Annotated in this window: 22 protein-coding genes and 1 pseudogene; 1 reads left to right on the top strand and 22 read right to left on the bottom strand. The window is 41.6% G+C overall.

The genetic code is table 11. The features are described 5' to 3' along the window. Window positions 1–25 precede the first annotated feature (25 nt). The 12 genes from pflA to HMPREF2987_RS08875 form a co-directional block, all read right to left on the bottom strand. Window positions 26–820: a pyruvate formate-lyase-activating protein gene (pflA, locus tag HMPREF2987_RS08930; RefSeq protein WP_075230239.1), complete on the bottom strand. Its 795-nt coding sequence runs from the start codon at window positions 818–820 to the stop codon at window positions 26–28. Window positions 821–948: 128 nt separating this feature from the next. Further along, on the bottom strand, window positions 949–2,205 hold the full coding sequence (locus HMPREF2987_RS08925) for a diaminopimelate decarboxylase (RefSeq protein ID WP_075230238.1): 1,257 nt from the start codon (window positions 2,203–2,205) through the stop codon (window positions 949–951). Window positions 2,206–2,282: 77 nt separating this feature from the next. Beyond that, window positions 2,283–3,107, bottom strand: a complete 825-nt coding sequence (purR, locus tag HMPREF2987_RS08920) for a pur operon repressor (RefSeq protein ID WP_075230237.1) — start codon at window positions 3,105–3,107, stop codon at window positions 2,283–2,285. A 103-nt stretch (window positions 3,108–3,210) separates the two neighbouring features. Continuing rightward, complete coding sequence (locus HMPREF2987_RS08915; RefSeq protein ID WP_075230236.1) at window positions 3,211–4,152, bottom strand: 3'-5' exoribonuclease YhaM family protein; 942 nt, start codon at window positions 4,150–4,152, stop codon at window positions 3,211–3,213. Next, complete coding sequence (gene rmuC / locus HMPREF2987_RS08910) at window positions 4,142–5,398, bottom strand: DNA recombination protein RmuC (protein WP_075230235.1); 1,257 nt, start codon at window positions 5,396–5,398, stop codon at window positions 4,142–4,144. The genes HMPREF2987_RS08915 and rmuC overlap by 11 nt, the downstream gene beginning before the upstream one ends. Window position 5,399: 1 nt before the next feature. After that, window positions 5,400–6,062 (bottom strand): thiamine diphosphokinase, encoded by a 663-nt coding sequence (locus HMPREF2987_RS08905; RefSeq protein WP_075230234.1) that lies wholly within the window; start codon window positions 6,060–6,062, stop codon window positions 5,400–5,402. Next, window positions 6,025–6,681, bottom strand: a complete 657-nt coding sequence (gene rpe / locus HMPREF2987_RS08900) for a ribulose-phosphate 3-epimerase (protein ID WP_075230233.1) — start codon at window positions 6,679–6,681, stop codon at window positions 6,025–6,027. The genes HMPREF2987_RS08905 and rpe overlap by 38 nt, the downstream gene beginning before the upstream one ends. 10 nt (window positions 6,682–6,691) lie before the next feature. After that, a complete protein-coding gene (gene rsgA / locus HMPREF2987_RS08895) occupies window positions 6,692–7,570 on the bottom strand; it encodes a ribosome small subunit-dependent GTPase A (RefSeq protein ID WP_075230232.1) in 879 nt (292 codons plus the stop codon). Window position 7,571: 1 nt separating this feature from the next. Further along, window positions 7,572–8,444: a 16S rRNA (adenine(1518)-N(6)/adenine(1519)-N(6))-dimethyltransferase RsmA gene (gene rsmA, locus HMPREF2987_RS08890; protein WP_075230231.1), complete on the bottom strand. Its 873-nt coding sequence runs from the start codon at window positions 8,442–8,444 to the stop codon at window positions 7,572–7,574. A gap of 30 nt (window positions 8,445–8,474) precedes the next feature. Beyond that, the gene (locus HMPREF2987_RS08885; RefSeq protein ID WP_075230230.1) at window positions 8,475–9,866 is read right to left on the bottom strand and encodes an SseB family protein; all 1,392 of its coding nucleotides are present in this window, start codon (window positions 9,864–9,866) and stop codon (window positions 8,475–8,477) included. A gap of 161 nt (window positions 9,867–10,027) precedes the next feature. After that, window positions 10,028–10,591: a ribonuclease M5 gene (gene rnmV / locus HMPREF2987_RS08880; RefSeq protein WP_075230229.1), complete on the bottom strand. Its 564-nt coding sequence runs from the start codon at window positions 10,589–10,591 to the stop codon at window positions 10,028–10,030. Then, complete coding sequence (locus HMPREF2987_RS08875; protein ID WP_075230228.1) at window positions 10,588–11,364, bottom strand: TatD family hydrolase; 777 nt, start codon at window positions 11,362–11,364, stop codon at window positions 10,588–10,590. Before HMPREF2987_RS08875 ends, rnmV begins: the two co-directional genes overlap by 4 nt. A 155-nt stretch (window positions 11,365–11,519) precedes the next feature. Here HMPREF2987_RS08875 and HMPREF2987_RS08870 point away from each other — a divergent pair, with 155 nt between their 5' ends. Then, complete coding sequence (locus HMPREF2987_RS08870) at window positions 11,520–13,364, top strand: APC family permease (RefSeq protein WP_075230227.1); 1,845 nt, start codon at window positions 11,520–11,522, stop codon at window positions 13,362–13,364. A 294-nt stretch (window positions 13,365–13,658) separates the two neighbouring features. Here the strand turns inward: HMPREF2987_RS08870 and HMPREF2987_RS08860 are convergent, their stop codons facing one another. The 10 genes and pseudogenes from HMPREF2987_RS08860 to HMPREF2987_RS08820 all read right to left on the bottom strand — a co-directional run bounded on the left by HMPREF2987_RS08860 (window position 13,659) and on the right by HMPREF2987_RS08820 (window position 26,367). After that, the gene (locus HMPREF2987_RS08860) at window positions 13,659–15,623 is read right to left on the bottom strand and encodes a peptide ABC transporter substrate-binding protein (protein WP_075230225.1); all 1,965 of its coding nucleotides are present in this window, start codon (window positions 15,621–15,623) and stop codon (window positions 13,659–13,661) included. A 143-nt stretch (window positions 15,624–15,766) separates the two neighbouring features. Next, the gene (gene rpmH, locus HMPREF2987_RS08855; protein ID WP_000831905.1) at window positions 15,767–15,901 is read right to left on the bottom strand and encodes a 50S ribosomal protein L34; all 135 of its coding nucleotides are present in this window, start codon (window positions 15,899–15,901) and stop codon (window positions 15,767–15,769) included. Between the two features lie 144 nt (window positions 15,902–16,045). Further along, window positions 16,046–17,260: a pyridoxal phosphate-dependent aminotransferase gene (locus HMPREF2987_RS08850; RefSeq protein WP_075230224.1), complete on the bottom strand. Its 1,215-nt coding sequence runs from the start codon at window positions 17,258–17,260 to the stop codon at window positions 16,046–16,048. 654 nt (window positions 17,261–17,914) lie between these two features. Continuing rightward, the gene (gltX, locus tag HMPREF2987_RS08845) at window positions 17,915–19,375 is read right to left on the bottom strand and encodes a glutamate--tRNA ligase (protein ID WP_075230223.1); all 1,461 of its coding nucleotides are present in this window, start codon (window positions 19,373–19,375) and stop codon (window positions 17,915–17,917) included. Between the two features lie 130 nt (window positions 19,376–19,505). Beyond that, window positions 19,506–20,855, bottom strand: a complete 1,350-nt coding sequence (locus tag HMPREF2987_RS08840) for a glucose-6-phosphate isomerase (protein WP_075230222.1) — start codon at window positions 20,853–20,855, stop codon at window positions 19,506–19,508. After that, a pseudogene (locus HMPREF2987_RS11430) lies at window positions 20,842–21,030 on the bottom strand (hypothetical protein). Before HMPREF2987_RS11430 ends, HMPREF2987_RS08840 begins: the two are co-directional and overlap by 14 nt. Beyond that, the gene (locus HMPREF2987_RS08835; protein WP_049548212.1) at window positions 21,024–21,713 is read right to left on the bottom strand and encodes a gamma-glutamyl-gamma-aminobutyrate hydrolase family protein; all 690 of its coding nucleotides are present in this window, start codon (window positions 21,711–21,713) and stop codon (window positions 21,024–21,026) included. The pseudogene HMPREF2987_RS11430 and the gene HMPREF2987_RS08835 overlap by 7 nt, the downstream one beginning before the upstream one ends. A gap of 288 nt (window positions 21,714–22,001) precedes the next feature. Then, window positions 22,002–23,768, bottom strand: coding sequence for an ABC transporter ATP-binding protein (locus HMPREF2987_RS08830; protein WP_075230221.1), 1,767 nt, complete (start codon window positions 23,766–23,768; stop codon window positions 22,002–22,004). Window position 23,769: 1 nt separating this feature from the next. Beyond that, on the bottom strand, window positions 23,770–25,476 hold the full coding sequence (locus tag HMPREF2987_RS08825) for an ABC transporter ATP-binding protein (RefSeq protein WP_075230220.1): 1,707 nt from the start codon (window positions 25,474–25,476) through the stop codon (window positions 23,770–23,772). Between the two features lie 189 nt (window positions 25,477–25,665). Continuing rightward, window positions 25,666–26,367 carry a histidine phosphatase family protein gene (locus HMPREF2987_RS08820; RefSeq protein WP_075230219.1) on the bottom strand — a complete coding sequence of 234 codons (702 nt, stop codon included), beginning with the start codon at window positions 26,365–26,367 and terminating at the stop codon, window positions 25,666–25,668. Window positions 26,368–26,371: the final 4 nt, after the last annotated feature.

Here is a 26,371-nt window from a genome sequence, read left to right as displayed (position 1 = left end):
GGATCATAAATCCCAACCTCTCTTTTTATCCATGTACACGTTTCATGTAATCTTGATAGCTTTCTGTATCCATTAGTTCCTTAGCATTCTTCACACGCTCTGCTGTCGGAGGTTTAACTCCTTCGAGCGAATAAGGAATTCCCAATTCACGCCACTTGAACTCACCCATAGTGTGGTAAGGCAAGATTTCAAACTTATCAACATTTTTAAGAGTTTTTACGAACTTACCAAGTTCAATCAAATCTTCATCTCGGTCTGTCAATCCAGGCACGAGAACATGACGGATCCATACAGGTTTACCGATTTCTGATAAGTATTGAGCACATGCCAAGATGTTTTTGTTGGTTTGACTGGTCACAATCTTGTGTTGCGCTTCGTTGATCTCCTTGATATCAAGGAGAACCAAGTCTGTAACAGCCATCAATTTGTTGAATTTCTCTAGATAGCGTGGTTTATTACGGAATGGAAGAGCACAAGTATCCAAGGTACAGTGGATACCTTTTTCTTTTGCCTTGGTAAAGAGGGCAATCAAAAAGTCAATCTGAAGTAGCGCTTCTCCACCACTGACTGTAATACCACCTTTTGTCCCCCAGAAGCCACGATAACGGAGGGCTTCTTCTAGAACATCGTCCACTGTTCGTTCACGAGATTTATTGGTTTCCATAGCCCATGTATCTGGGTTATGACAGTACTGGCAACGCATCTGACATCCTTGAAGAAAGACAATAAAACGAATCCCGGGTCCATCTACCGACCCAAAACTCTCTGTTGAGTGTACCATTCCTGTCACTTGTCCATAATCAATTGTTTCTTCAGTCATATTGTTCCCTTTCTTGAAACCGTTTTATAGCTTTATTATATCATGCCTGAAAAGAAAAACCACAGATTTTGCCTATTTTTTAGAAAACAATCTGTTTTTCACTTTCAACTTTCATGATTTTCAAAAATTTACTCATCCTTGTCAAAATCAAAGCCATAGAGAGTCGCAAAATAGTCCTCTGGTCGCTCTGCTCGGCGGATCAAGCGTGCTCCACCGTCCTCTGTGTAGAGAATCTCTGCTGAACGAAGTTTGGCATTGTACTGGTAACCCATAGAGAAGCCATGCGCACCTGTATCATGAATAACTAGTAGATCGCCAATTTCTGTTTGAGGTAGCTCACGATTAACTGCAAACTTATCGTTATTTTCACAGAGAGAACCAACAACATCAACGATTTCAGTCTGACCATCAGGATGCATCATATTGGTGATGTGGTGATAGGCTCCATACATAGCTGGTCTCATCAGGTTGACAGCTGATGCATCTACTCCGAGATAAGTCCGGTAGGTTTTCTTTTTATGGGTTACTTTTGTGACTAGAATTCCGTGAGGTGCCAACATAAAGCGACCTAATTCCGTGAAAATCTTAACTTGACCAAGACCCGCAGGTGTCAAGACTTCTTCGTATACCTTGCGAACTCCCTCACCAATCAAGGCAATGTCATTAGGCTCTTGGTCTGGGCGATAGTTGACCCCAATCCCTCCAGAAAGATTGATAAAGTCCAGCGAAATATCCAACTTTTCCTTGATTTCTACGGCTAATTCAAAAAGTTGACGTGCTAATTCTGGATAGTAGAGATGGGTCACTGTATTGGAAGCTAGGAAGGAATGAATCCCAAAGTTTTTAGCTCCCCTTTCCTTCAAGATGGCAAAGGCTTTAAAGAGCTGTTCCTTAGTCATCCCGAACTTAGCTTCACCAGGATTATCCATAATGTCCGTACCCAGTTCAAATACTCCTCCAGGATTGTAACGGCAAGAGATAATCTCAGGAATTTCTGCCACCCGCTCTAAATGCTCAATATCTTCGAAGGCATCCAAGTTAATGGTAGCTCCCAATTCACTGGCATAAGCGTACTCTTGGTCTGGGGTGTTATTGGATGAGAACATCATGTCTGAGCCTGCAAACCCAAGCTTGTGACTCATCAAAAGTTCGACATAACTAGAACAGTCCACTCCACAGCCTTCTTCTTGTAAGATTTTCAAAATAGCTGGTGTCGGAGTCGCCTTGACAGCAAAGTATTCTTTAAAGCCCTTATTCCAAGAAAAGGCCTTGTTTACTGCGCGTGCTTTCTCGCGGATCCCCTTCTCATCATAGAGGTGAAAAGGGGTTGGAAACTCCTCAACAATTTTTTCCAAGGACTCACGGTTAATAAATGGTGTTTTCATAGGGCAGCTCTCCTTTACATCGACTGGCAAAGAAAGGCTGGGACAACCGTTCCAACCTTTGTATTTCAAGTTATTTCTTATTTTTCTGTATTGAAGATATTTCCAACTTCAACTTCAATTTGTTGGTTCTTCACATCAATATTGGTAACCTTCAAGAGTGATTTATAGTCAAACTGTTGTTCACGATCTTTCTGAGCATTATCAGCAAAGACAGCTACACCAGCCAACTCTGAATCAAACTCTGTTAAAAGGCTAATCATCCCGTTAATGGTTCCTCCACCCTTCAAGAAGTCATCGACAATCAAGACACGACTTCCCGCTTTGAGGCTACGTTTTGAAAGGAACATTTTTTCAATACGGTCACTAGAACCTGAAACGTAATTGACACTTACGGTCGAACCTTCTGTGATTTTCAAGTCTCGACGGACAATGACAAAAGGTACATTGAGGACATTTGCAACTGCATTAGCAAGCGGAACCCCTTTGGTTGCCACAGTCATAACCGCATCAATCTTTTGATCCATGAAGCTCTTAGCAATAATGCGACCAATATTTTTCAAGATGGACGGTGTGCTGAGCAGATCCGATAGATAAATGTAGCCACCTGGAAGGATACGGTCGCTTTCTGAGAGCTTTTCACGCAACTCATCAATAATAGCTTTAGAATCTTGGGTAGAAATAGATGGTGTAAAAATAACTCCTCCACCTGCACCTGTCACTGTTTGGATATGACCAATTTCGATCTCTTCAAAAGCACGTTTGATGATGACGATATCTTCTGAAATAGAAGACTTGGCAGATTCATACTTTTCTGCAAAGGTGTTGAGACTGGTTAATTTGTATGGATTGTTGATCAAGTAATTGGAAATAACAACCATCCGATCACTTCTTCTTAATTTCATTATGCATTTACCATTCTTTTTTATTTAGTCTTTTTCTCATTATATCACACTAGAGTTAAAAAAACGAACTTTATTACCTAAATAAAGCTCATTTTTTTAGTTTCTAGTCTAATTTTGGCTTATAAAAGGAACGATTGTCCATGGCAAAGACCTTATTGGTCATTTCTCCCTCATCAACAAGAGCGAGAGCCGTTGACATCATCATCATACTCGCATCTAAATTATCAATCATATGAATAATTTCAGCTTCCATCACACGAGGACGAACTGGGCTTCCGTACTCAAGGAGACCATGGTGACTGAGAATGACATGACGAAGAAGGACAACCTCTTCTTTGGTATCATCGATTCCAAGCTCCATAACTGCTTTTGTGATTTCACTGTCAATCAAAGCAATGTGCCCTAAAAGATTTCCTCTTACTGTGTACTCAGTTTGGTCAGGACCTGTCAACTCGATGACCTTGGCTAAATCATGGAGCATAATTCCTGCATAAAGTAAACTTTTATTGAGCTGAGGATAAATATCTGCAATTGCATCCGCCAAACGAACCATGGTTGCTGTATGATAGGCCAAGCCAGTTTCAAATGCATGATGATTGGTTTTAGCAGCTGGATAGGAGTAGAATTCCTTGTCATACTTGGTGTAGAGATTCCGAACAACTCGCTGCCAAATCGGATTTTCAATTTTGAAAATCATCTGTGACATATACTCACGAATCTCTTTGGCATCAACTGGAGATTTAACCTTAAAATCAGCTGGATCATTGGGTTCACCGGGTTGAGGCAGCCGAAGGGTAATTTGATTGACCTGAGGGGTGTTATTGTAAACCTCTCTGCGGCCTTGCATGTGAACAACCTTACCTGCAGTAAAGGCTGAAACATTATGTGGTTGAGCATCCCAAAGTTTGCCTTCGATTTCCCCACTATCATCTTGGAAGGTAAAGGCTAGGTAGTTTTTCCCAGCTCGAGTTTGTCTAAGATCAGCTGACTTGATTAGGTAAAAACCTTCAAAATGCTCATCTTTCTTCATGTGACTAATCTTCATATTCTTCCTCATCTTCTTGGAACTGGAGTAGATCAAGCGCAGGCTCACCTTCTGATAACTCAATGTGACGGAGCGTCCGCTCGATAGCTGTAGTACGACGGTTTAATAAATCATCAATATTGCCAGAGGCATGTTGGAGATGTTTTTGTGCCTTGACCAGAATCCCACCAAACTTGCCAAATTCGGTTTTGACACTAGCAAGGGTTTTACTGATATGATCCGCACTCTTTTGAATATTGAGAGTCTTGAAGCCAACTGAAAGGGAGTTGAGAAGGGCAGACAAGGTACTTGGTCCTGCAACGATAATCTGCTCCTCTCGTCTCAAATCATCAAAGAAAATCGGATTGCGGACGATTTCTGAGTAGAGACCCTCTGTCGGAACAAACAAGACTCCAAAATTGGTTGTCCGAGGTGGCGCCAGGTACTTACTCTTAATATCCTTAGCAAAACGCTTGACGCTTGCTAGGAGAGACTTACGACAGCGCTCAATCTCGTCCTTTTCACCTGCTTCATAGGCTTCTTCTAAGCGATAATAATCCGCCAGCGGAAACTTGGAGTCAATCGGTAGGTAGACATATTCTTGGTCTCCTTGTCCAGGCAACTTAATAGCGTATTCCACACGTTCACTCGAGTTTTCAACAGTTGCAAATTCTCGTTCATACTGGGCAGGTGTCATGATATCTTCAATAATCTGCCCCAGCTGTAATTCTCCTAGAATTCCTCGAGTTTTTGTACCAGATAAGACCTTATTAAGAGCACCAACATCACGGGCAACCGTCTGCATTTCTCCAAGGCCGCGATTCACAGATTCCAGTTGTTTTGAAACTGTCTCGAAAGACGCTTGCAAGCGTGTCTGCAAGGTTTTTTCTAACTTTTCCTCGACCGTTTGGCGCATCTGCTCTAAACGTTGCTCGTTTGACTCCTGCAAGGCTTGGAGTCGTTGGTCGGTCTTATCTCTAGTTTGGAGAAGGTTTTCATTCATCTCTTGTCGAACCCGAGTCAAACCTTGGTGCAATTCGATTCGCACCTCCTGCAAACGGTCACTAACAGCCACTTCTAGTTTTTTTTGGTTCAGCTGACTAGCTTGTCGAGCTTGTTCAAAACGATAATCTAGCTGGTCTGAAAGGTTGTCTGCCTGGTCTTCTAAACTCTTGGTCAGATATTTCTCCTGCTTGTCCTGCCTTTGCCAAATAAGAAAGAGGCCGGCTAGATTAGCAACTAATAAAACAACAAGTAAACTTTCCATCCTACCTCCTGTCTTTGCTATGCAAGACAACTACATAACCATCTGGGCAAGTCACCGAAACTTCCCTATCTATATATTCGTTAGAAGCGTACACTTTTTTAAAGAAAAAATTTTCCTCTGTCAACTCATACTTGGCACCAAGAATAGTCAGCTGGCTATCCCGAACCGGCATAAAAGCAAGATAGTCGTAGTCTGAACGGGGATGTAGCTGACTGGTCCCTTCTGGGCAATAGCTAATCAAGTTTTGCCCATCCTCAATCTCTATTTGACGCATATAGGGCGCCAATTTAGGATTGCTAGGCAGAAAGACATTGGCCAGCATATGGTCGATGCGACCACCTAGGGCGCCAAAAATGGTCACTCGAGCTTGAGGATCCTTTTCAAAAACCATTAAAAGTGCTAGTTCCAGATCGGTATCATCCTTCTCTGGCTGGGCTTGGACAAAGTGTCGCGCACGTTTTTGAATCAACTGACCTTCTTCTACAGTCACAGAATCAAAATCCCCAACGGCTAGAGCAAGAGGAAGTTTTTCCTCCAATACCCAAAGCGAGCCTCGATCCACACCGACAAAGCAATCAAAATCTGTCCGATAATGTCCACGGTCTCCACCAGCAAAAACTGCAACTTTAGTCCAGTTGTTTTCGGAGGGCTTGCACTCGTTCATTGACATCTCCCTTAAAAACATAGGATCCTGCTACAAAGACTGTAGCACCAGCATCTTTAGCTTGAGCAATCGTTTTATCATCAATCCCGCCATCCACTTCAATCTCAAAGTTCAGTCCTTTTTCTTCACGAAGGGCAACTAACTCACGAATCTTATCCATGGTTTCAGGCAGAAAAGCTTGCCCACCAAATCCAGGATTAACTGTCATGACTAATACTTGGTCAACTAGGTGAAGCACGTGCTTAATCGCTTCAACAGGCGTTCCAGGATTGATAACAACCGATGGCTTGACTCCTAGAGAACGAATCTTTTGGAGGGCGCCATGGATATGAGGTGTTGCCTCTACGTGAATGCTGATGATATCTGCCCCTGCACGCGCAAAGTCTTCAAGATGATGCTCTGGATTAGCTACCATCAAGTGACAGTCAAAGACCATCTTGCTATGAGGGCGAAGACTTTCGACCACACCTGCGCCAAAGCTGATTTGTGGCACAAAGTGACCATCCATGATATCGATATGGGCATATTCTGCCCCAGTTGCTTCTAGGCGTTTAATTTCACGTTCAAAGTTGGCATAATCTGCTGCCAGAATTGACGGAGCAATCTTGTATTGAGACATAGGTTTCTCCTTATTTTGGAATTTTTTTGCTGACTTTTTTATAGGTTTCTCTGCGATTTTCAATTTCACTGAGGAATTGCAGGTAGTTGTCAAAACGGAAGGACGCAATGATACCTTCTTCTACTGCTGGCTTGACCGCGCAAGAAGGCTCATGAGTATGAGTACAAGTACGGAACTTGCAGTCTCGGCTAACAGAGGCAATTTCTGGAAAGGCCTGATTAAGGTCTTCAGCCGTTGACACTTCATAATCCAAGGATGAAAAGCCTGGTGTATCTGCGATTTTACCCCCATTGAGATTGTAAAAACTAACAGCTCGAGTAGTATGACGACCACGACCCAGACTGTCTGAGATTTCTCCTGTTTCGAGATTGAGGTCAGGTGCAATTTTATTAAGGAGAGTTGACTTCCCAACACCTGTCTGCCCCATGAAGACCGTAACCTTGTCCGTCAACAAGGGTAAGAGTTCCTCTTTACTCGTCACAAAGTCGTAACCAATAGCACCATAGGTCTGCTGGTAAACATTCAGCTCTTCGCTATCCTCTAGTAAGTCCATTTTGGAAATATAGACGATAGGATGAATGTCCTTATGCTCTAAAAGAACCAAGAAGCGATCCAACAAGTTGCTATTAAAGTCAGGTTCTTTAACAGACATAATGACAACGGCCTGGTCAATATTAACAATGGGTGGACGAACCAAACTATTTTTTCGTTCATGAATTTTGAGGATATAACCTTCGGAATTTTCCTCTGCAGAAAAATCTACCCAATCCCCAACATAGGGTGTGTGGCCTTTTTTACGAAAATTCCCACGCGCGCGTGTTTGATAAACATGGCCATCACTCTCCACATAGTAGAAACCCGCCAAAGCTTTAATGATTTGTCCCTGCATCTTAGAGTCCTTGTCCTTTAAGTGCATCTGCTAAACTAGCAAATTCCGCCAAGCCCAGAGCTTCTCCACGTACAGATGGTGACAAGTCTGCTTGGTCCAAAGCCTTGGTCAGCTTATCCTTAACTTCCTCAGTCTTCCCAAAGTAACCAGTCAAGTTGTTCCACAAGGTCTTACGACGATGGGTGAAACTAGCCTTGGAAACCTTAAAGAAGAAGTTCTCATCTTCAACCGCAACCGCTGGCTCTGGACGACGTACCATTTTCAGGATAGCCGAGTCCACATTTGGCGCTGGCACAAAGACCGTACGAGGTACGATAAAGGCAACCTTGGCCGTCATGTAATACTGAACTGCAATCGACAAACTACCATAAGCCTTGGTATTTGGTTGTGCAGAGATACGATCTGCTACTTCTTTCTGCATCATAACCACAAACTCACTAAAAGGAATCCCACTTTCAATCAAGTGCATGAGAATAGGGGTCGTGATGTAGTAAGGTAAGTTGGCCACTACCTTAATTGGTAAGTCAGGATTTTTAAAATTTTGGATATGCTGCGCCAAATCAACCTTAAGAATATCTTCGTTAACTACGGTCACGTTGTCAAAATCACGCAGGGTATCTGCTAAAATCGGTACCAAACGGTGGTCAATCTCAAAGGCCATGACTTCAGCTGCACGCTCAGCCAAAAATTCAGTCAAGGCACCAATACCTGGCCCAATCTCAATGACATTGACCTGGTCATCAACTTCAGCCGTATCCACAATTTTTTGAAGGATATTGGTATCCGTCAAAAAATTTTGCCCAAAGGACTTTTTAAAGGTAAAACCGTGACGCTCCAGCACTGCCTTGGTCACGCTATAATCTGCAATTCTCATTTATTCTCTTTTCTAATATTAAAGAACTTTCTAATCTTGAGCTCTTCCTCTTTGCTTGTCACTGAGCTCTTGCATTTCTTTAAAAGCTGTTAGACTAACATAAGCACCCGCTTCATAGTATTCCGTTGGGTTTATGGCATAGTCAAAGCCTTCAATCATGCCTCCAGCTTCTTCAATCATGCCATTCCACTTTTCATCAAAGACCATTCTCAGACGTTTCCAATCAGTAAATACTGGAATTGAATTTCGTCCATCTTTTCCCTCTCTAACGGGAATATTAAAGTTAGCGTCTTTTTCCAAAACAAAGGAATTCCCTTCTGAATTATCCTCTGGGAATCCTGATGTTGCATCTAATGGAAGCAAGAATTTTGCTTTAGGCATAGCCATAGAGAAGAACTTGTAGTAAAGCCCATAAACTAGTTCTTGCTCTTCTGTAGTCGGTTGGTCCATCTGCCCCATCAAGAGCATCCATCTTACCAGGTCAGGATTCATGACAGGCACTTGTATTTCTGGTAAATCAGAAAAATCTGGTTTTTGAACCAAGGCAGGAGCACTGATGCTGACTTCCTTGGAATTAAAGATTGCTCCCAAGGCACCATTTAAGTAAAATGCTGTCCCAAGGAAATTCTCAATCCCTTTTTTATCTTCCGTATTTTCAATCAGTTTTACAACTGAGTTTGGTCGGCTGTCAATGGTTTCCTTGAATTGGCGATACCAAGATGGTGTCAAAAGCATGATCATGGGATCAGTACACAGATAACCTTCCTCACCTCTATCATAAGTAGTTGAAAAGAGGTAAGGTTCGCCTGTTTTTTCTGAATAAACTGCATAAACTACATCTGCTTCTAAGAGCTTATCTTTAACGACTTCCGCTAGACGTTCCAACTTGCGAGTGTTGGCTTGATAGTTTTCTTCACTTTCAGTTTCATGATTTTGACGGCATTTCCATAAAAAGAGACGTAAAATCTCTACGCTGTCATCAAGGCTAGCTGCCAAATAATCCTCATTGGTTAATTGCCCCTCTTGGATGGCTACAAAAACACGATACAGAGCATCTGAATAGCTAGATAATTTTTGCTCTTCCTCAATACCTGAACTAAAGAGCACACTTCCCTTTTTCAGTTTATCCAAAGAAGGAATCCTATCAACCACTAGATGGGCAAGAACTTCATCAGTTAGACTAGCTGCATCTTTGTTTTGACTGCTGAGTTTTTGGACTTCTACAGTACCAAGACTTTCCATTCCTTGGTCAGGATTGCAAAACTGCAACTGATCCCCAACCTTGAGCCTACCTTCTAAACTCCCAACAATCAATAATTGATTCGTTTCCTTCATCGGGAGAAAGTCCAAAACTCCCACACATGCATTGTTTTTAGACTCTTCTTCCGCTTCAGTCTTTTTCAAATAGTCAAAGATTCCCATTTTTTCTCCTTGTTGTTACTACTCCTTAGCAGTTTAGGCAAGAAATGATGTTGTCAATACTCTTATCTAAGTCTTGCTATCAAGTAGCCTTTTATCTCCTGATAACCAGCATATGATTACTTCTATTGTATCATATTCCCTTGGTATTTTGGGGCAGTTTCTCAATTCTCATACGATTTCATGACCTCTTCAACTTCTGCCAAGCTAATCCCAAATAACTCTAAACGTTTAAGGAGTTGTTTCCCATTGGAATAACCGATACGAAGGCTTTCTCCTAGATATTCTCTGCGTTTTCGGCTGTCTGCTCCAGCTAGAAAACCAAGACGAATCAAGTCGCTACGGCTAATATCAAAGTCGCTTTCTACTTCAAACTGTTCTGTTACTTGTTCTAGCGCTGTTTTCAAGTCTTCGTAACTGGCATGTTCTATTCCCAGAGAACGTCCCTTGGTCTTAGACTTAGGAACTGCCTCGTCTCGTTTGAGAAAGGCGTGCTGAACTGTCGGAATGGCCGTCATAATCATCCGACGAATGCGTTCCCCGTTGAAATCAGGATCTGTAAAGACAATCACCCCATAACGTTCATGTAGACGTTGGATTCGTTCAAGGTCCTGTTCATTGATAGCCGAACCACGAGTCTCATAGGTCTCCACATCAAAATAACGTTTAAGATTGGCCGTATCATCACGCCCCTCGACTACGATGACTTGGGAAATTTTCTCTTTCATGATTTATGTTCCAGTCCAAAGATTCCTTCAGCATTGGCACTGGTCGCAGCAGCTATTTCTTCTGTCGTCATGCCACGCAAGTCCGCAATAAAGTCCACTACATAGCGCGTGTAAGCTGTTTTGTTTTCGCGACCACGCTTGGGTACTGGGGCTAAATAAGGTGCATCCGTTTCTACCAAAATCTTATCCAAAGGTAACTCTTTGGCTGCTTCCTGAATATCTGTCGCCTTCTTGAAAGTCACCACCCCAGAAAAGGAAATAGTCATACCAAGATCTACAAACTTCTCCGCCCAATCCAAAGAACCTGAAAAGGAGTGCATGATGCCACCACGAGGACCAACTCCTTCACTCTTGATAATCTCATAAGTATCTTCAAGCGCATCACGGGTGTGAACCACAAATGGTAAGTCTAGTTCCTTAGACAGCTGGATCTGACGATGGAAAACTTGCTCCTGCACTTCTTTAGATGCTGTCATCCAGTGGTAGTCCAAACCAATCTCCCCCAAGGCAATCACTTTAGGGTGTTTTAGTTTTTCCAATAAGTAATTCTCAACATCCTCTGTATAGGTCCCTGCTTCCGTAGGATGCCAACCAATAGTCGCATAGAGTTGGTCATACTTGTCCACTAGTTCAAGAGCACGCTCAATAGTCGGTTTGTCAAAACCTACAATATTCATCCGAGTCACGCCCATTTCAGCTGCTAAGGCTAGTTCTTCTTCCTCACGTCCTAAAAAATCATCTATATTTAAATGTGTATGTGTATCAAAAATCATTTATATTTCCTCGTTTTTTCTACCTTCTATTATACCAAAAAAACTAGTCTCATCCTTATAGGAAAAAATATTTTGAAATCATTCATTTTTTCTTGACGACTTTTTTTCATAGCAGTATAATAACTCTTGTTGAAATTTTCAGAAAAGGAAAGAAAATGTTTACAAAACTAAAATATACCTTTATTGGTCGTCCCCTTAAGTCCTTAACTGAAGGCGAGGGAGGACTACTTGGAAAAACGCAGGCACTCGCAATGCTATCAAGTGATGCCCTATCTTCTATCGCTTATGGACCTGAACAGGTCGTTCTCGTCTTGGCTAGTCTTTCTCCGCTTGCTATCTGGTGGAGTCTTCCTATCGGCATTTTTGTCCTCTTACTATTAGCTAGCCTGACCATTTCTTATAGACAAATCATCCATGCCTACCCTCAAGGTGGAGGTGCCTATATGGTTACTCGAGAAAACCTCTCCCCTGAGTTAGGTTTGATTGCTGGGGGAAGTCTGCTTGTTGACTATATGCTAACAGTAGCCGTATCAGTGGCAGCAGGCGCTGACGCTATCACTGCTGCACTTCCTGCCCTCCACCCCTATAACCTCCACATCTCCATTTTTCTAGTATGTTTGCTCATGCTTTTGAATCTGCGAGGCTTGAGGGAATCTGCTAGTTCTCTGATGATTCCGGTCTATCTTTTTATCTTTAGTACCGTCTTCCTCTTATTGTTTGGTATCTTCCAACTGTTGACAGGTTCTCTCAGCTATCATGCAACTTCCTCTATTGGTCAAACCGTCCCAAGTCTCTCAATTGTCCTAATTTTAAGGGCCTTTACCAGCGGTTCGGCCTCACTAACTGGAGTTGAAGCTATCTCAAATGCCGTTCCATTTTTCAAGACCCCTAAAGAAAAAAACGCAGCTCAAACATTGACCATCATGTCTCTGATTCTTGGATTTCTATTTGCAGGGATTACCTTCTTAAACTACTGGATGGGGATTACACCTCAACACGGAGAAACAATCCTCTCACAAATGGCTAAAGGGATTTTAGGGGATTCAGCTCTCGGTCAGATTGTTTATTATCTCTTCCAATTCTCAACTGCCCTAATCCTAGCCGTTGCTGCAAATACTGGTTTTTCTGCCTTTCCAATGTTGGCTTACAATATGGCTAAGAACAAGTACATGCCCCATCTCTTTATGGAAAAGGGAGACCGCCTGGGTTACTCAAACGGTATTTTAACCTTAGCTTTTGGTGCTATAATCCTTCTGCTTATTTTCAATGGAAATACAGAACGCTTAATCCCTCTTTATACTATCGGAGTTTTTGTTCCTTTTGCCCTTTCTCAAACAGGTATGATTCGTCATTGGAAAAAAGAAAAAGGCTCTCATTTCTTAAAATCTGCCTTTGCTAACATCCTCGGCGCCATCATTTGTTACGCTATCGTTCTTATCCTACTCTTCTTCAGACTTGGGGATATCTGGCCCTTCTTCCCAATTATCCTGGTCCTAACCTTCCTATTTTTGTCCATCCACAGTCATTACCAAAAAGTGGCCAAACAACTTCGACTTTATGAAGGAATTCAAAAGCAAAGCTACGATGGCAATGTCGTTCTTGTATTAGTGGGAAATGTTACTCGAGTCAGTGTTGGAGCGATTAATTACGCTCAAAGCATCGGAGATGAAGTTTTGGCCATGCATATTTCCACCAAGGAAACTGAGGAAAAAGACCAAGAAATCCTCCAAGAATTTGCCGACTACTTCCCAAATATTACTCTTAAAAACATTAATACCAGCTATCGCAATATTATCACACCTACAGTTCGATATGTTCGAAAAATCTCTCAAGAAGCCAAGAAAAAGAACTACACGGTTACAGTTCTAGTACCCCAATTTATCCCTAACAAACCTTGGCAAAATATCCTCCACAATCAAATGAGTCTCAAATTAAAATACGCTCTCAGATGGCACGAAGATGTCGTCGTTGCTAGCTATTCATATCATTTGAAAGAATAAAGAAAAGGCATTACCAGAACCAATAAGCTCCTGGTAATGCCTTTTTTCTGAATCTAGTCCCTAAAATTAGACTTATACTCAATGAAAATCAAAGAGCAAACTAGGAAACTAGCCGCAGGTTGCTCAAAGCACTGCTTTGAGGTTGTAGATGAAACTGACGAAGTCAGCTCAAAACACAGTTTTGAGGTTGTGGATAGAACTGACGAAGTCAGTAACCATACCTACGGAAAGGCGACGTTGACGCAGTTTGAAGAGATTTTCGAAGAGTATTAAAATTTTATTGATAACCTTCTTCTATCGAACGTGGTTAGCCAAATCTTCTTGGGCTTTTTTATTAGACTCAGCTTTTTCTTTTTGCCATTTTTCATAAAGTTCTTGATACTGTTTAGCAGTCACTGGTTCCTTTTGCAATTCAACATATTTGTAGTTGTCCGCATCTCCTTTGTGCCCAACAAATGAGAAGGCCCCTGTAAACGGAACTGTCTTACGGAAGATTGGATTAGCTCCTCCACTTTGAACTGGTAGGAAGAGAGCACTATCTGTCAACCAAGCTTGAACTTCGGCAAATTTTTCATAACGTGTTTGCGTATTTTCATTCTCTTTATCTGCCGCATCCAACAACTCCTTGTAGGTAGCTAAATCGAGTTTTTCTTTGACTTCATTGTCTTTTCCTGGAGTCAAGCCAAGATTTTTCAACTGAGAACCAGAGTCTGGATCCAAGAGATCAAGATAGGTTTTCGGATCTGAGAAATCCCCACTCCAACCTGAGATGTCGATGTCATAGTCCTTTTGATCGGCGGTATCCGCAAAGAAGGTAGCATTGTCTTTCTCATCTGGAGACAATTGAATAATATCAATCACAACATTATCTGATCCAAGCGTTGCTTCAACGGTCTGTTTGAAGGAGCTTGCCTGTTGAACGTCCAACTTAGCAGTTTGGTCTACCAACATATCCAAGTGGATAGGGAAGGTCACACCTTCTGCCTGCAAACTTTCTTTAGCCTTGGTAAACTCAGCCTTGGCTTTTTCAGGATCTAAGAAAGCAGCTTGAGCGTCGTTCAGATTGATATTAGACCACTCTGTACCATAGTTGACCATCTTTTCATTGACAGCATCTCCAAAGTTTTTGCCGCCGATTTGAACAAAGTTACTTGGTGTGACTGTGTTTCGAAGAATTCGATCAGCCCCATCTTCTCCATTTGTCTGTGCAGCATAGGCATGACGGTCAAAGGCAAAGTTAATAGCTTGACGGAAGTCTTTATTTTGCATCGCTAGACGAGAATCCGTCTTTTCTTTATCCGTCTGTTTCATGGTTTGCTTGTAGCTTTGACGGTTGACATTAAAGAGATAGTAGAAGGTTACAGCATTTTGAGGGGTATAGGTAATCTTATCTTCATTCCCTTTTTTCAGCTGATCAAAGACTGAGCTTGTTGGGAAAATACGCCCGTCTGTATAGTTGCCTTCCAAGAATCCTCTAGCCAAACTATCTTGGTCTGAACCGTCATAGAAGGAAAGTTTTACTTTTTCAATCTTCACATTGTCCTTGTCCCAGTAATTAGGATTTTTTTCAAACTCAATTAAAGATTTTGAAGTGAATGATTTGAATAAGTAAGGTCCATTTGACAGGATACTAGATGGAGTTACACTTCCAAATTCGTCCCCCTTAGATTTCAAAAAAGCTTCATTGACTGGACTCAAAATTCCACCTGTTGTCTTAGAATTCCAATAGGACTCCGGCTTGTTTAAGGTATATTGGAGAGTATAGTCATCGACTGCCTTGATACCAACAGTCTCAAAGTCTGATGATTGCCCCTCAACATAGTCCGCCAAACCTTTGATAGAGTCTTGCACCAGGTACAAGTTTTCTGCTTTTTTATCCGCCGCATACTTTAGGCCTGTCACAAAGTCATGAGCTGTTACCTCTGCATATTCTTCCCCTTCAGAGGTATACCACTTGACACCTTGACGGATTTTATAGGTATAGGTCAAGCCATCTTTTGATACTGTCCATGATTCAGCCATGGAAGGAACCAGATTGCCATACTTATCATTTTCCAACAAACCATCAATCAAGTTTGTCGTAATGCTAGACGTCGAGCCACGTGTCGAAGTAATGTAGTCTAATGTATCTGGATTGCTAGCAAATACATAAGAGTAGGTTTTATCAGATGCATTTGACTGTGTCGAGCTACAAGCTGCCATCAAGAAGCTTGCACTCAAAAGCCCAACTCCTAGTAGAAGGATTTTTGATTTTTTCATAAATATTCTCCATTTATATAGTATATGAAATATTATACACTATTATAGAAAAAATAGAAAGCTTATACAAACTATTATTTTAGAGCAAAACAAAAGCCAGTAGACTCGAGTTCCTACTGACTTCATTGTTGAATTTGTTTGGATTATGCAGCCAAAACTTTGCGTCCTTTACGACGACGAGCTGCCAATACGCGACGACCGTTTTTAGTTGACATACGGTTACGGAATCCGTGTTTGCGCGCACGACGTAGTTTACTTGGTTGATAAGTACGTTTCACGATGAATACCTCCTCATAGATTTTGTATTCGTTTAGCCGGCTATAAAGTGATCAGTTACTAAACATACTTTACTATTCTATCTGATTCTTTTGCATTTGTCAATAGCTCTGACAAATGTTTCCAGCTTTTTTGCTATGAAAGCCTTATCTACGATACTGTTTCAAGAAACGAGTCATCTTTTCTTGGATTTGGGCTAACTCATCTACACGTGGTAGATAAACGATACGGAAGTGATCTGGTTCTCTCCAGTTAAATCCTCGTCCATGAACCAAAAGCACCTTTTCTTGCTTCAAGAAATCAAGGACAAACTGCTCATCATCATCGATACGGTACATATTGCGGTCAATTTTAGGGAAGATATAAAGACCCGCTTTAGGTTTAACCGCGGACAAACCTGGAATATCTTGAATGGCATTATAAATAAAGTTTCTTTGTTCATAGATACGACCACCTGGCAATAGTAGTTCGTCCACCGATTGGTGACCACCGAGTGAAGTTTGAACAACTTGTTGCGCTAGGACGTTAGAGCAGAGACGCATATTTGAGAGCATATTAAGCCCTTCGATATAGCCTTTGACATGCTTCTTAGGACCAGACAAAACCATCCAACCCACACGGAAACCTGCGATACGGTGAGATTTAGACAGACCATTCATGCTGACACAGAAAAGGTCTGGTGCTAGACTAGCTACTGGTGTGTGGACATTGCCGTCCATAACCATACGGTCGTAAATTTCATCCGCAAAGATAATCAAGTCATTTTGACGAGCAATCTCAATGATATCTAGTAAGAGTTCTTTAGGATAGAGGGCTCCCGTTGGATTATTTGGATTGATCAAAACGATAGCCTTAGTATTTGAACTAATCTTAGACTTGATATCATCTAAGTCAGGATACCATTCAGCTTCTTCATCACAGACGTAGTGAACGGCATTTCCTCCAGCCAGGCTGACTGCAGCAGTCCAAAGAGGATAGTCAGGCATAGGGACCAAGACCTCATCACCATTGTCCAAGAGACCTTGCATAGACATAACAATCAGCTCACTAACCCCATTCCCAAGGTAAATATCGTCAATACCAACATTGGGGAATTTCTTGAGCTGGCAGTACTGCATGATTGCTTTGCGAGCTGAAAAGATCCCTTTTGAGTCCGAATAACCTTCACTATCACGCGCATTCATAATCAAATCATGGATGACCTCATCTGGTGCTGTAAAGCCAAACTCAGCTGGGTTCCCTGTATTCAAACGGAGGATTTTTTCCCCATTTGCTCGCATACGCATGGCCTCCTCAAGGACTGGACCACGGATGTCGTAAGCCACATGCTCTAATTTGATTGATTTGTTAAATTCTTTCATTTGAGTTCCTCAATTCATCAGGATAGTTAATATTATACCACTTGATAGAAAAATCGTAAATCGCCCAGTACTATTCCACAAAAAAACCTTGCTTAACGCAAGGTAAACAGAGCAAGGTCGATTCCTTTCTATTCTCTGGAAAAGAAAGAGTAGATACACAGTTGCATATCAACTAAGAATCGAAAACGAAGGCATCGTTATGGATGATAGTTGCATGAACGCACGAATTTCTTCCTGTGATCAGCAAAACGCAAAGAAAAAATAAGTCGACTCAACAAACAACATAGACGATGTCTGGGCTAATTCGAGTCTGTTTGTAAAGAATTTTACCATATCACTGACTTCTTTCCCCTGCCCTGTCACTTAACATTATACACTAAAACTTTTGCATTTTCAAATAAGTACATATAAAAAGAACTCTTTTTAAAGCGTCACTTAAAAATTTATACTCAATGAAAATCAAAGAGCAAACTAGGAAGCTAGCCGCAGGCTGTACTTGAGTACGGCAAGGCGAAGCTGACGTGGTTTGAATTTGATTTTCGAAGAGTATTAATTGAATATGATTCTGCTTTGGCAATAAAAAAGAGAGAACCATCTGATTCTCTCTGAACTAAGTCCTACAATTACTATAATTAAAAGTAGTCGAAACTTAGCTTATTTTGCAATCTCTGCCAACATTTTTTCGATATGTTGGATTGATTTTTCGCGGCCAAGCAAGTAGATGGTTTCTGGTAGTTCTGGCCCATGCATCTCACCTGAAACAGCGATACGGATTGGCATGAAGAGGTTCTTCCCTTTGATACCTGTTTCTTTTTGAACTGCTTTGATTTGTGGGAAGATATTTTCTACCACAAACTCATCGTCTGACATAGCTTCAAGTTTTGCTTTGAAGGCTTCAAGTACAGTTGGAACAGTTTCACCAGCCATGACTTCTCGCTCAGCTTCTGTCAATTCTGGGAAGTCTGAGAAGAAAAGGTCTGTCAATGGAACGATTTCGTCAACTGACTTCATTTGTGGTTTGTAAAGTTCCACCAATTTCTCAGCCTTATCCGTCAAACGTCCTGCTTCTTCAAGGAATGGTTTTGCCATTTCAAAAATAGTTTCAAGGTCTGCATTCTTGATATAGTCATTACTCATCCAATCAAGTTTCTTCTGGTCGAAGGCTGCTGGAGACTTGCTAAGACGGTTTTCATCAAAGAGCTTGATGAGTTCTTCACGAGAGAAGATTTCGTCTTCCCCGCCAGGGTTCCAGCCAAGAAGAGCGATAAAGTTAAAGACTGCTTCTGGAAGGTACCCCTTCTTACGGTAATCTTCGATGAACTGAAGTGTATTGGTGTCACGTTTAGACAACTTCTTACCAGTTTCAGAGTTAATAATCAAAGTCATGTGACCAAACTCAGGTGCTTCCCATCCAAGTGCTTCATAAACCATGAGTTGTTTTGGTGTATTGGCAATGTGGTCATCTCCACGAATGACATGAGAGATTTGCATATCGTGGTCATCAATCACAACGGCAAAGTTGTAAGTTGGGTAGCCATCTTTCTTTTGGATAACCCAGTCCCCACCGATATTGCCACCTTCAAACTCGATATCGCCTTTGACCATGTCATGCCACTTGTAAATACCAGACTCATTGACAGCCAAACGAACCGTCGGGATGATGCCCGCTGCTTCACGTTCTGCAACGTAAGCTGTTTTTTCTTCTTCGCTCATACCAAGGTATTCGTTGATGTAGCGAGGTGTTTCACCAGCGGCTTCTTGGCGTTCACGTTCTGCTGCTAACTCTTCTTCTGTAACGTAAGATTTGTAGGCTTTTCCTTCAGCTAAGAGTTGGTCGATATATTTTTGATAGAGTTCCAAACGCTCAGACTGGCGGTAGTTTTCATGAGTCTCTGGACTTTCATCCCAGTTCATGCCTAACCAACGAAGGTTTTCAAGCTGTGAACGTTCTCCGTCTTCGACATGACGTTTGCGGTCAGTATCTTCGATACGGATGATAAAAGTTCCACCATGGTGGCGTGCATACAAATAGTTAAACAATGCTGTACGGGCATTACCGATGTGTAATAGTCCTGTTGGACTTGGTGCATAACGCACACGAATATCTTTTGACATATCTTCTCCTATAAAGTCTCTAGGCGTCTGCCTTTTTGCTCTCTATATTATATCACAAGTCTTGCCAGAGTCCAATTTCTCTTTTCAAGAAATAGCAAAAAGAGTGGATTTACCACTCTTTTTAGCTCTATTATAGACGAGCGTTGAGTTCTTTGCTCAATTCTTCAAATCCTGGTTTACCAAGAAGGGCAAACATGTTACGTTTGTAGGCTTCAACACCTGGTTGGTCAAATGGGTTGATAGCGTTCAAGTAACCTGAAAGGGCGATGGCCAATTCGAAGAAGTAGATTGTGTAACCAAGAGTGAAGGCATCTTGCTCAGGAAGAGTCACGTACATGTTTGGCACGTCACCATCAGTGTGGGCAAGAAGAACACCGTCAGTCGCTTTTTTGTTTACAAAGTCAACGTCTTTTCCTTGAAGGTAACCAAGTCCGTCAAGGTCTTCTTCCAAAGTAGGGATGATCACGTTCTTACGAGGTTTGTCAACACGGACAACTGTTTCAAACATGATACGAGTTCCTTCTTGGATAAATTGACCCAATGAGTGCAAGTCTGTTGAGAAGTTAGCTGAAGTTGGGTAGATACCTTTTTGGTCTTTTCCTTCTGACTCACCAGCCAATTGTTTCCACCATTCTGAGAAGTATTGAAGTGATGGCTCGTAGTTTACCAAGATTTCAGTTGCATAGCCTTTACGGTAAAGGATGTTACGCACTGCAGCATATTGGTAAGCTTCGTTTTCTGAAAGTTTGTCTGAAGTGTAGTCTTTACGAGCAGCATTAGCACCTTCCATAAGGGCTTTGATATCTGCACCTGATGCTGCGATTGGAAGCAAACCAACTGCTGTCAATACTGAGAAGCGTCCACCGATATCATCTGGAACCACAAATGTTTCCCAACCGTTAGCATCTGCTTCAACCTTAACAGCACCTTTTTGGCGGTCAGTAGTTGCGTAGATACGTTTGTTAGCTTCTTCTTGACCGTATTTCTTAACCAAAAGTTCTTTAAAGACACGGAAAGCGATGGCTGGTTCAGTTGTTGTACCTGATTTAGAAATCACGTTTACTGAGAAGTCTTTGTCTGCAACGTACTCTACCAAGTCAGCAAGGTAAGTAGATGAGATTGAGTTTCCAGCGTAAAGGATTTGTGGTGCTTTGCGTTCTTCTTTGGTTTGCAAGTTTGCAAAGTGGTGGTTCAAGAAGTCGATGGCTGCTTTCGCTCCAAGGTAAGATCCACCGATACCGATAACAACCAAAACATCGCTGTCTGATTTGATTTGTTCAGCTGCTTTCAAGATGCGGTCAAATTCTTCGCGGTCGTAGTTTTCAGGAAGGTCCAACCAACCCAAGAAGTCGCTCCCAGCACCAGTTCCTTTACGGATCAATTCGTCTGCTGCTGTAACTTGTGCTTGCATGTAGTCCACTTCATGTGGTGCAACAAATTTGTCTAATACTTTTGAATAATCAAATTTAATATGTGACATAGTATTCCTCCAAAATTTCTTCTTTTCTATCATAACGCTTACTAACAATTTTTTCAAGTTTTTATACTAAAAATTTCCAATTTTTATCACAATTCAAACGTTTGCGTAAAAATACAATTCTATAAATATTCGTAAATATTGAATAAAAAACGACTAATTTTCTAGTCGTTACAATTCATTCAATAAATACTCAAATAATTCTAAATTGCCATCTTCTTCATTGACTAGAAACTCTGGATGCCACTGAAGACCAATAATACGGTGCTCATCAATGGATTCAATTGCTTCAACAGTTTGATCACGTGGATCCACAGCCGTCACACGGAAATTGGGTGCCAGATCTTTAATGCTCTGACGATGCACTGAATTAACCTGACTTTCTTTACCAAATAATTTCGACACGACACTGCCATCCACTGTCTCAATAGAATGTGAAGTCCCAAAAGGTAGGCCTTGCCAATGACCTTCAATCTCCTGATTGAGTGTCCCACCAAAGGCAACATTGACAAGCTGAACGCCACGGCAAATGGCTAAGATTGGCTTATTCTGACGTAGGGCCTCTTGTAGAAGAGCTAGCTCAAACTCGTCGCGAGTTAGGTTATAGTCGTCGCTATCAATTGTTTTTTCCTCACCATAAAACTGAGGATGGACATTTTGCCCTCCAGTTAAGATAAGCTTATCAATCATTTCTACATAGTCATGGACCACCGACTCATCACCAACTGGGATGACCAAAGGAAGTCCGCCAACCTGACGAATACTCTCAGCAAATTTACAAGAGACTGATGAATGAATATTTTTTCCTTCTGCGTCCACAGGACATAGATTTGCTGCAACTCCAACAACTGTTCTTGCCATCACTGATTTCCTTTCCTTCTCCATTGATAATCTTATCTTATCATCCTTCCCCACTCCTGTCTAATATGTATTTTTTAAGTCCGTGATAAATTTTTTTTATCAGAAAAAGTTGCCCAAAATTAGGACAACTTTTTTGCTTATACTCAATGAAAATCAAAGAGCAAACTAGGAAGCTAGCCGCAGGTTGCTCAAAACACAGTTTTGAGGTTGTGGATAGAACTGACGAAGTCAGTAACACATATACGGCAAGGGGACGCTGACGTGGTTTGAAGAGATTTTCGAAGAGTATTATTCAAAGACAAATTGATTATGGTACAGTTCGGAGTAAAATCCTCCAAGCTTGAGTAATTCATGATGATTTCCTTGTTCGATAACTTGACCATCCTTAAGGACAATAATCTGATCCGCATTAAGAATGGTTTTCAAGCGGTGAGCAATCACAAAACTAGTTCTTCCTGCCACAATAGCTTCCATGGCATTTTGAATCTTGCTCTCTGTTACAGTATCCACGTTTGATGTTGCCTCATCCAAAATTAAGACCTGAGGATCTGTCATCAAGGTACGAGCAATAGAAATCAACTGCTTCTGACCGGTTGAGAATACGCTCTGATCATCATTAATCAGAGTATCGTACTTATCTGGTAGACTTTCGATATATTCATGGATATGCGTAGCCTTAGCAGCTGCTTCTACCATCTCCTGACTAGCATCCGGTACACCGAATCGAATATTGTCCCGAATAGTTCCACTGAACAAAACAGAATCCTGTAGGACAATTCCTACCTTACTTCGCAAACTGTCTAAATCAAACTCGCGAATATCTGTTCCATCAAAGCTGATACCACCTGCATCCACATCATAAAAACGATTGATCAAGTTCATGATAGTTGTTTTCCCTGAACCTGTCGGACCAACTACCGCAATCATTTTCCCTTTTGGAGCTGAAATGCTAACATCTTTTAGAATCGGTTTCCCTGGCAGGTATGAAAAGTCTACCTTGCTAATCTCTACACCCTCTTTTAATTCATTAAAGACTGGAGCATCTTGAGGACGGACTTCTTCTTCTGCATCAAACATTTCTTGGATACGGTCAGCACCTGTAAAGGCCAGTTGCAAACTTCCCCAGCTCGCCGCTAATTGGATAATGGGTTGGTAATATTGCTGAGAAAACTGGGTAAACATGACAATCAAACCCAGAGCTGTCGCTGTCTCGATGTTCTTATCATTCAGTAAGACAGCTGAACCGACAAAAATAACAATAGCTGTATTGACCAAGCTCATTCCGTTCATGACAGGAAAGAGAATTCCTGAAAACATTCTGCCCTTAAAGGTTGCTTTTCGAACCCGTTCATTTTGCTCAACAAAACCTGCAATCACATCTTCTTGAATGCCTTGAACAATAACGGCTTTTTGACCAGAGATACTCTCATCCATATAAGCATTGAGCTTGCCAACCTCTTTTTGTTGAAGATTGGTATATTTTCTTGCCAATTTCAAAATGACAATCAACATGATGACAGCTATCGGAGTGCTGGCAATTGTAATCAAAGCCAAGGTAACATTTTTTGCGAACATGACAATCAGCAAACCAATGTAAAGGGCAATATTGGTCATGACAGACACTAAACTTTCGTTGAAAGCTTGGAGAATATTATCCAAATCACTGGTAAAACGTGACAGGATATCACCATCTTGATGGCGGTCAAAGAAGGAAACAGTCAAGCGAGAAAGCTTGCCAAAAAGGCCCTTACGCATCTCATTTGTCGATTCAGCAATAATACGGCTCATCAAAACCATATAGATAAGACTCGACACCACGAGCACAACCAAAATATAAGCAAGATTAATCAAGAGTCCTAATAGACTTTGCCAAACCATATCAGGATTTCCATTTTGATAAGCTATAACCAAATTAGCCAGCTCTGTGACTGTTTGACCTGCAAATACTGGAAAGAGGGCTTGTGCAATCGTTGCAATGATAATCATCGCAATAACAACGACAAAGGATATCTTATAAACTTTAAAATAGTTCCAAAAGAATTCAAATGTCTTCATCCTACTCCTCCTTTCCTTTTTGCGTCTCGTAAATTTCACGATAAACTGGGTTTGATGCAACCAAGTCAGCGTGTTTGCCTTGACCAATCAAGCGACCTTGGTCAAGCACTAAAATTTTATCAGCATGCACAACAGAGCTAATCTTTTGTGCGATGATAATCGTAGTCGTCCCCTTCAAATCCTTGTTGAGGGCTTCTTGAACCAAACGTTCCGATTTGGCATCAAGGGCAGAGGTTGAATCATCAAAAATCAAGATACGAGGATTGCTGACAATCCCACGCGCAATAGACATTCGTTGTTTCTGTCCACCAGAAAAGTTGGTCCCACGTTCCTCAACCGGACTTTCAAAGGCCAAGTCCATACGACTAATAAATTCACTGGCCTGGGCAATACGAGCTGCGCGTTCCATTTCTGAAACTGTCGCATCTCCCTTACCTTGTCTGAGATTATCTGCGATGGTTCCACTAAAGAGAATGGCTCTTTGTAGGACGATAGAAACTGTCTTACGAAGCGTCCCTTCACTAACTGTCCGAATATCCTTTCCATCAATCTTGATCGAACCTTGCTGAGGATCAAATAATCGTGGAATCAACTGAGCCAAGGTTGATTTCCCTGCACCAGTTGCTCCGACAACCCCAACCATTTCACCAGCTGCGATATCAAAGGATACATCTTTTAGGATAGGTTCTTCATCATTTGGATAGGTAAAGGTCACATTTTCAAAACTGAGACTTCCTTCCAATTCTTCATCTTCCACATCATTGAAAGTCATAGCTGGTTCTGTATCAAGGATTTCACGAATACGACGAAGGGAAATCATGGCACGAGTAACTGAGTTCCCCAAAAATCCAACCATGACGATGGTAAAGATAATCTGACTCAGGTAGTTTACAAAGGAAGCAATGGAACCAACTACTGACGGATCTGACTCTGCCATACCTGCTACAAGCCAGATTGAAAGAAAGACAGCCCCGTATGAAATCATCATCATTACAGGTTGAACGATAGAAAAGGCGTAGCCGATATAAAGGTTTTCTCCCAACAATTCATCGGATACCTGCGTAAACTTATCAAACTGGTCTTTTTCCCGGACAAAAGATTTAACCACGCGCACACCACGTAAATTTTCTTTGGCAATGGCATTGATACGCTCCAATAAGGTCTGGAATTTTGCAAATCGAGGTCCCATCATCCCCATCATAAGACCTGTCATGGCGACGATCAAAACGACCATAAGAACCAGCACCCACCATAGCGAAGGCAGAGTAACAATAGCTAATATAAAGGAACCAATAAATAAAATCGGTAGTCGAAAGAGGATTTGGAAGGTCATCATAACGACGTTTTGAATCTGGTTGATATCGTTGGTCATACGGACAACAAGGTTCCCTGCATTAAACTTCTCAATATTGGCGTATGAAAAAGTTTGAATCTTACGAAAGGCATCTTCACGTAAGTCAGACGAAACTCCTTGAGCAATGTAAGCTGCTAACACTACATTGATCCCACCTGCAACCAAACCAATCAAGGCAACAAGAATTAACCAAAATCCGATAGTATAAATAGCTTCATTATCACCCGTTAGCAGTGCCTCTAAAACCTCCTGCAAATAACGTGGTTGCAAGAGTGAACTCGTTACCATTAGACCTGTCATAACCAAGGAAGCCAGGGCCTGCCATTTATAGGCTTTTATTTTCTGAAACAGCATATTTCCCCCTTATAAGATAGACAAAAGGGGACTACAGTTCTGTCAGTCCCTTCTTATGCTTTCATGTTGATACTATTCTAACAAAAAAGAATGCTATTGTCAAAGCACTCAGCTATCAGAAGCTTGTGCAAGCACGACATTAGCATTCTATCAATCCTTTAAAAATTCTTCTACATTTAGTACTGAATTTTATTGTTCTGAACTATCTTGCTCGTATAATTGAGCTCGTCCAATTTCACGGTAGCTACGATCCCCAACAACCTGGACTGAAAACTGACCATCTTCATACTCGAGGACCGTAACACTCCCATTGTCAAGACCATGCGGATGCATGCCGTTAATGAGGTAAACAATAGTTCCAATAGTCATTCCATGGCTGACTACGAGGGCATTCCCTCCGCCATTGGCTTCCATTTCCTTTGCAATAGCTTCAAAGCCTTCCCAGATACGACCACTTAGTTTTTCCCATCCTTCAGCCCAGCCTGCTGTATCCACTTCTACCAAACCTTCAGCTAGCTCCGCATAGGACAAACGATGCACATGATCGACATTAAAGATACGAGGAATGATGCCCATAAATAGGTCCCCATCATAAGCACCATCAAAGCTACCAAAGCACCACTCACGGATTCGCTTATCCATACGATAAGGAATTTGCCCTGTCAAACCAAGTTCTTCAAGGATAATTCCCATTGTCTGAATGGTCCGCCCAGAATCACTTGAATAAGCACGCTCAAAGGTTAAGCCAGACTCACGCAAACCAATTCCCAATTCGTGAATGCCTCGCTCACCTTCAGCTGTTAAAGGAGTATCACTCCAACCTTGAGCACGCCCAATCGTATTAAACATTGTTTTCCCATGACGCACTAGATACAATTTTACACTTGACATATTC

Origin of the sequence: Streptococcus sp. HMSC067H01 (assembly GCF_001814775.1) — a bacterium.
In the GTDB taxonomy this organism is placed as follows: Bacteria; Bacillota; Bacilli; order Lactobacillales; family Streptococcaceae; genus Streptococcus.
Note: the sequence above shows the minus strand (reverse complement) of the source record. Positions and strands in the feature narration are given on the sequence as shown.

Bases quoted from the DNA above. Each gene is read 5' to 3' on its own strand.
- pflA (WP_075230239.1), bottom strand. From the start codon at position 820: ATGACTGAAGAAACAATTGATTATGGACAAGTGACAGGAATGGTACAC.
- HMPREF2987_RS08925 (WP_075230238.1), bottom strand. From the start codon at position 2,205: ATGAAAACACCATTTATTAACCGTGAGTCCTTGGAAAAAATTGTTGAG.
- purR (WP_075230237.1), bottom strand. From the start codon at position 3,107: ATGAAATTAAGAAGAAGTGATCGGATGGTTGTTATTTCCAATTACTTG.
- HMPREF2987_RS08915 (WP_075230236.1), bottom strand. From the start codon at position 4,152: ATGAAGATTAGTCACATGAAGAAAGATGAGCATTTTGAAGGTTTTTAC.
- rmuC (WP_075230235.1), bottom strand. From the start codon at position 5,398: ATGGAAAGTTTACTTGTTGTTTTATTAGTTGCTAATCTAGCCGGCCTC.
- HMPREF2987_RS08905 (WP_075230234.1), bottom strand. From the start codon at position 6,062: ATGAACGAGTGCAAGCCCTCCGAAAACAACTGGACTAAAGTTGCAGTT.
- rpe (WP_075230233.1), bottom strand. From the start codon at position 6,681: ATGTCTCAATACAAGATTGCTCCGTCAATTCTGGCAGCAGATTATGCC.
- rsgA (WP_075230232.1), bottom strand. From the start codon at position 7,570: ATGCAGGGACAAATCATTAAAGCTTTGGCGGGTTTCTACTATGTGGAG.
- rsmA (WP_075230231.1), bottom strand. From the start codon at position 8,444: ATGAGAATTGCAGATTATAGCGTGACCAAGGCAGTGCTGGAGCGTCAC.
- HMPREF2987_RS08885 (WP_075230230.1), bottom strand. From the start codon at position 9,866: ATGGGAATCTTTGACTATTTGAAAAAGACTGAAGCGGAAGAAGAGTCT.
- rnmV (WP_075230229.1), bottom strand. From the start codon at position 10,591: ATGAAAGAGAAAATTTCCCAAGTCATCGTAGTCGAGGGGCGTGATGAT.
- HMPREF2987_RS08875 (WP_075230228.1), bottom strand. From the start codon at position 11,364: ATGATTTTTGATACACATACACATTTAAATATAGATGATTTTTTAGGA.
- HMPREF2987_RS08870 (WP_075230227.1), top strand. From the start codon at position 11,520: ATGTTTACAAAACTAAAATATACCTTTATTGGTCGTCCCCTTAAGTCC.
- HMPREF2987_RS08860 (WP_075230225.1), bottom strand. From the start codon at position 15,623: ATGAAAAAATCAAAAATCCTTCTACTAGGAGTTGGGCTTTTGAGTGCA.
- HMPREF2987_RS08850 (WP_075230224.1), bottom strand. From the start codon at position 17,260: ATGAAAGAATTTAACAAATCAATCAAATTAGAGCATGTGGCTTACGAC.
- gltX (WP_075230223.1), bottom strand. From the start codon at position 19,375: ATGTCAAAAGATATTCGTGTGCGTTATGCACCAAGTCCAACAGGACTA.
- HMPREF2987_RS08840 (WP_075230222.1), bottom strand. From the start codon at position 20,855: ATGTCACATATTAAATTTGATTATTCAAAAGTATTAGACAAATTTGTT.
- HMPREF2987_RS08835 (WP_049548212.1), bottom strand. From the start codon at position 21,713: ATGGCAAGAACAGTTGTTGGAGTTGCAGCAAATCTATGTCCTGTGGAC.
- HMPREF2987_RS08830 (WP_075230221.1), bottom strand. From the start codon at position 23,768: ATGAAGACATTTGAATTCTTTTGGAACTATTTTAAAGTTTATAAGATA.
- HMPREF2987_RS08825 (WP_075230220.1), bottom strand. From the start codon at position 25,476: ATGCTGTTTCAGAAAATAAAAGCCTATAAATGGCAGGCCCTGGCTTCC.
- HMPREF2987_RS08820 (WP_075230219.1), bottom strand. From the start codon at position 26,367: ATGTCAAGTGTAAAATTGTATCTAGTGCGTCATGGGAAAACAATGTTT.